Origin of the sequence: Pandoraea anhela (genome assembly GCF_902459655.1) — a bacterium.
Classification (GTDB): Bacteria; Pseudomonadota; Gammaproteobacteria; order Burkholderiales; family Burkholderiaceae; genus Pandoraea; species Pandoraea anhela.
This window is the reverse complement of record NZ_CABPSB010000044.1, coordinates 1-5,263: the sequence shown is the minus strand read 5'-3', so window position 1 is coordinate 5,263 and position 5,263 is coordinate 1. Positions and strand designations below refer to the sequence as shown.

4 protein-coding genes are annotated in these 5,263 nt (G+C 55.0%); all 4 read left to right on the top strand.

Annotation, left to right across the window (positions count from 1 at the left end; genetic code table 11):
- The first annotated feature begins 363 nt into the window (after window positions 1-363).
- The 4 genes from PAN31108_RS26095 to PAN31108_RS26080 all read left to right on the top strand — a co-directional run bounded on the left by PAN31108_RS26095 (window position 364) and on the right by PAN31108_RS26080 (window position 5,133).
- A complete protein-coding gene (locus tag PAN31108_RS26095; RefSeq protein ID WP_150671640.1) occupies window positions 364-702 on the top strand; it encodes a hypothetical protein in 339 nt (112 codons plus the stop codon).
- A gap of 124 nt (window positions 703-826) precedes the next feature.
- Window positions 827-4,273, top strand: coding sequence for a DUF637 domain-containing protein (locus PAN31108_RS26090; protein WP_150671639.1), 3,447 nt, complete (start codon window positions 827-829; stop codon window positions 4,271-4,273).
- Window positions 4,273-4,611 (top strand): DUF6984 family protein, encoded by a 339-nt coding sequence (locus PAN31108_RS26085; protein WP_217426365.1) that lies wholly within the window; start codon window positions 4,273-4,275, stop codon window positions 4,609-4,611. Before PAN31108_RS26090 ends, PAN31108_RS26085 begins: the two co-directional genes overlap by 1 nt.
- A gap of 162 nt (window positions 4,612-4,773) precedes the next feature.
- Window positions 4,774-5,133, top strand: coding sequence for a hypothetical protein (locus tag PAN31108_RS26080; RefSeq protein ID WP_150671638.1), 360 nt, complete (start codon window positions 4,774-4,776; stop codon window positions 5,131-5,133).
- Window positions 5,134-5,263: the final 130 nt, after the last annotated feature.

The window sequence follows — 5,263 nt, the reverse complement described above, 5'->3', positions numbered from 1 at the left end:
ACGCCCGAGCAGTTTGCTCGGGCGCATGAAGAACAGAAGTTTTTAACCTCGGACTCTAAAAGCGTTTCGGACTAAAACCGGGGGCAGGTCAGTCTTCGAATGTTCTCTCAATCGTTGACAATATAGGGAATCGGGCACCACGCTCGCCCTTGTCTGGGAATAACTATTTCCTAGGTGGCGGAAAAGGGCTGCCAGGCGGCGCGGAATTGGTCATTGACTCGATCCCTAGCGCTGGCGGTCAAGGTATTCGGCAGATTATTGTGAGGGTCAAGTAATATCATGATTCAGAAGCGAAGTTTTACCGGTCGAATCACAAGATGCCCGCATTGCCAGAATGAAGTGGCATATTCGTGGATATCAGGCATGGCAGAGCCGCAGCTGCATTTCTACTCCAATGAGAACAATGATGTGCTGGTTCGTAAGAAATGTTTTGAAAATATTGACTCGCTTGTTAAGCAGGGAGCTTCAGAAGAGTTGGTGCTGAATGCTATTGATGTTTTTCTTTCTGAGATTCCGGGGGCGGCGCAAAGGTACTCGCTTTGGAGTAATGCGAAATGCCCATGCTGTAAAAAAGAGTTTCCGTATAGATTCAAAGGAGATCTTAAATTAAGGTTGGAAGATTTTGAGATTGTATTAATTGACGGTTGTGAAATTGATACGGATGATGGGGTGTTTTTAGTTGAAGTTAACCCAGTCCCGTAGTTTAAGCTGCGGAAGTGAACCTACTCAGTGAACAGAGATGACATCTTCCCGCTTGATGTGGTCAGACGAGGGGCATCCTAGTCACTAGTTTTCGAGCGTAGAATGCGCGCCGGGCACGAGCAACATCGCCTGTTACTGGGGCAACGACGTTCGCGGGCAGAACCCGAACACCACATCGTTCACCTTCGCGCAGAACAACGCGGCGATCATCGCGGGCAACAACCTGACGATTGCGGCGGGAACGATCAACAACAAATACGGCGATCTCATCGCGGGTCACGATCTCGTGATCGGCGGTGTCGGTTCGTCCGCCACTGGCACGACGGCGGCGGACTCGCTGACGAACACGTCGGGCAACATTCTCGCTGGCAACAACCTGACGTTGAACGTCGCGGGCGGCATCACCAACACGCTGCCGCCGCCGGTGCAAGTGCACGAGAACTACGGCAAGCTCGAAAAGTATTCGGGCTGCATGACGGCGGGCGGTTACAAGGAAAGCTACTGCGAGGCGTACGTCGATCAGCAGTCGGGCAACTCGTCGATCATCGGTGCCGGAAACAATCTGACGATCAACGCGGGGTCGCTGACGAACGTCGGCAGTCTGATTACGGCGGGTCTTAACGCGACGATCAACGTCAGCGGCCCGGTGGTGAACAGCGCGCAGACGCTCAACGCCTACTGGCACTCGCATTGGGTGCAAGAGACGGGGATGTTCAGTGACGACAAACGTCACGACGTGTGGAGCTGCGGCAGTGCTGCGGAATGTACGTCGCTCTACGGCGACGCGTACACGAGCGTAGGTGGGGTCATCAATCCGCCGACGCCGGTGGGCAACATCGCCGCGACGATTCAGGCGCCAAACCTGACGGTGACGTCGGGCGGCCAGATCGTCAACGTGGGTAACGTGGTGGGTCAGTCGGTGTCGCTCACGGGCACGAGCCTGATCAATGGCATCACGACAGCCAACACGTACACGCCGCAAGTGGGCAATGCACCGCAGGTGATCAGTCTGGCTCCGGCGAACGGCGGTCTGAATCTGACGATCCCGGCGAGCCTGGGCGGCGCAGGGTCGTCGATCCTGACGGGCACCACGGGCCAGCAGAACGGGCCGAGCTACATCGTGGGCGGATTGGGTGCAACGCTCGATCCGGTATCGCCGCAGGTGTTGCTGTCGAATTTGCCTGCGTCGCTGCAACCGAGCACGACGACGTTCTACTTCTCGCCTCAACAAGAAGCGATTCAACTCCAGCAAGCGGCCCTGATGCAAACGGGCAAGGCGAGCTTCATCAACGGTTTGTCGACGGACAGCACGTCACAGTTGACGGTGAACGACCAGCAGAAGCTGGTGCTATACGGCAACGCGGTGGAATACGCGAAGACGAACAATATCCAGTTGGGCCAAGCGCTCACGCCTGAGCAGATTGCGGGGTTATCGCAACCGATGCTGTGGTACGTCGAGCAGACGGTACCTGAGCCGGGATGCGCGGCAACGGGCAATGCGAAATGCCCGACGGTGACGGCACTGATGCCGCAGGTGTATTTGCCGGAGAACTTCACAGCGCTGTCGGCGGGCGGCCAGATTCTGGCGAGCAACGACCTGTCGCTGAACTTCGGCAGCGCGGCGGCGGGTGGCAGCATCCTGAACACGGGTTCGATCACCTCGGGCGGCAGTTTGACGGTGAACACCGGCACGCTGACAAACCGCGCGAACGTGGTGGACGTTGGCGAACTGTGGAGCTACATCAAGGACGCAGGTTACCTGAAGACGACGGGCACGATGGTGCAACCGGGCGGCTTCATGAGCGCAGCAGCGGGTGGGCTGACGCTGAACGTCGATCAGTTCAACCAGATTGGTGGAGCACTTCAACTGCTGGACCCGAATGGCGAAGTCGACCATGCGGCAACACAAGCGTTCATCGCGGGCGTGGCGGCGCAGTTGGGTGACAACTTCGTCCAGCAGACGCTGCAAAACGATCTGCACACGGACTTCGTCAAGCAGGGCGGTAGCTTCGGGATTCAGCAGGTTGGGATGATCGTCGCAGCCGTCGCTATGTCGGCGGTGTTGGGACCGATGTTCTCGGCGATGGTGGGTAACCTCGCGGGCGCGACGGCGGGCACAGCGACGATGATGGCCGCGGCGGGGACGACGGCAGAAGGCATCGCGATTGGCGCAGGGCTAGGCAACATCGCATTGAGCGCAGGGCTGACGGCGATGACGAGTTCCGCGTTCACGCAATTGGCGACGACGGGATCGATTAACTTAGGTTCGGTTGTCACGAGCGGATTGTCTGGCGCGATTACGGCGGGATTGTTGAACGGCATAACGTACACAGCGGGTGAGGGGCTGGGCGTTACCACGTTGGGCGGTTCGAGCACCAGTTTGAGTAGCTTGGCGGGCGTCAATCCAAGCTATGTCGGCGGTACGGCAGGAAACGCAGCGGCGACGACGGCGGACAAACTACTCTCGCAAGGTTTGGCGATTTTCGGCCAGTCGGCGATTCAGGCGGGTGTGCAGTCGACGATTCAGGGAGGGAGTTTCCTTGATGCGTTGAAGGCGAGTGGGATCAATAACCTCGGTGCTGCGCTTGCGTTCCAGATTGGTGATTTAGACGCGGCGGGGAAATTTGGTGAGGGCTTACCCGGTGGACTAGCTTACGTGGCCGCCCATGCTGCTCTAGGGTGTGCTGGTGCTGCGGCATCGGGAAGTGATTGTGCGGGGGGAGCCATCGGTGCAAGTGTCAGCGCTGCTTTGATGCCCGATTTGATTCGCGCCTTGGGTAATAGCGGTCAGCCGTTGGATGCGGCGCAACGCGCTGCGCTGACGACGTTGGCGGGGCTTGCCGGGGCAATGGGTGCAGGCACTGCTGGCGCAGATGCAAACGCTGGAGCGTTCTGGGCACAGAATGAAGCGACGAACAATGCTGAGGAGCATCCCGGAAGCCTTGGTCTTACGTCAAAGATCGCGAGCGTCATAGTTTCGCTCCTGAACGGCCCGTCGGACCTGCGCGCGTGGGTCGCGCGAGAGTTTTTGCTCGCACAGCGACAACAGTCGGGGGAGAGGCCACCGGCAGACCCGAATCCGCTTACGCAAGCCAATGATCAAACGCCCCCGGCGAGTGGGGGAGCTACGGTAACGCCTCCGTTGGTAAGTTGTGCGCCAAACGGTCAGTGCGTGGTTGCACCGCCGGTGGTCGCTGGCGGTGGTATAGGGGCCCCTGGAACCTGGATACTCTCGAACAAGGACGAAGGTGGGAGCGGAAAAAATGCGGCTAATGGTTCTGCTGAGGGCTCTTCTGGCATTGGGAAAAGTGACGCTGGCGGATCAAATGTTCAGTTTGGTTCTAACAAAAACCAAAATGACCATGCGTTCCGTCACGTAATCGATGGCGGTCATGATGCCGTAGCAGTTCAACAATCGGTTGCGGATGATCTGGGCAGAATTGGTGGGATGTTGCCGGAGGGTTTGTATAAAGGTAAGGTTTTTGTAAATGGGGTTGAATTTAATTACAGTGCATTCAAATTTCCAAATGGAAGTATAAATGTTGGAAGGATAACTTTTCCGAGGTTGTAATGAGAACGCGTAGAAAAATATCCGATAATGAGTATTTGTTGGTGATTGATTTAATCTCTTCGGCAAAAATCGATAGATTAAGAATGGAGAATTTAATTCGATCCGCGCGAGGTGCCTTGGTTGAGCCTATGTCGGATGGCGGAATGGGTAGTGTTAAGTTTGTTTGGGATGAGGGGGGGAGACGAAAGTTTGACTGCGAGCTGGTTGAGAAGCAATATTTAGATTTGGATAATGTGCCGATATCTGCTGCAATCAATCTAGATCAATATGGCGAACTGTTTGAGCTGGATATTTGGAAAGTTGATTTTTCTGAAATTAAAAATTTCCCTTCCTCGTGACTATAAGATCCGTTGATGATTTATTCTCGGAAATTATGACGGATGTGCTGGGGGATATGATCGATCTTGCGCTGCCTTGAACGATAAAAATTACGGATTTATATTATTGTATCCCCGCCTGAAATTCGTGATTGCACCTACCAAGTGACGAGGGAAAAAGTAATGACCAGCCAGTTAGAATGCATAGAGAAGATTCTAGAAGGAAGGCTTGAGAGGAAAGACGCGCGGATGATTCCGTGGTCTGTTGCTGTAGACGGTACGGAGTTTCCCTGTTTTGCTGACGATGGTAAGAACAAGTTTCGAAAGCAGTTTAGAAAAATTACGGAGTTAACTAATCCCCCGAATGCTAAGTGCGGGGGAGTTAACGAGCGAGGTTGTAAGATCACCTTGCCTAGTGGTCAGCTATTTCACGCAATTAGCTACCATGGTGACCTTGATGGCTGGCGGACGGACATCGAAGTTGGTGCGCAGGCGTTGCACCCTCTACTGGGCTGGATTAAAGGCGATAATTTCTCTGTTTAAGACGGTCGCTTATATCCGTTGAGTGAGTGCACGATCGAGTTCGATTGACGCACCTGTATTGACCCAGTGAAAACCTGCTCAAGTCATAATCGAGGAAAAGACGATGAGCAAGGCGATGGAAGAAGACATC

Excerpts from the sequence above, each read along its gene's own strand:
- PAN31108_RS26095 (WP_150671640.1), top strand. The coding sequence starts at position 364 with ATGGCAGAGCCGCAGCTGCATTTCTACTCCAATGAGAACAATGATGTG.
- PAN31108_RS26085 (WP_217426365.1), top strand. The coding sequence starts at position 4,273 with ATGAGAACGCGTAGAAAAATATCCGATAATGAGTATTTGTTGGTGATT.
- PAN31108_RS26080 (WP_150671638.1), top strand. The coding sequence starts at position 4,774 with ATGACCAGCCAGTTAGAATGCATAGAGAAGATTCTAGAAGGAAGGCTT.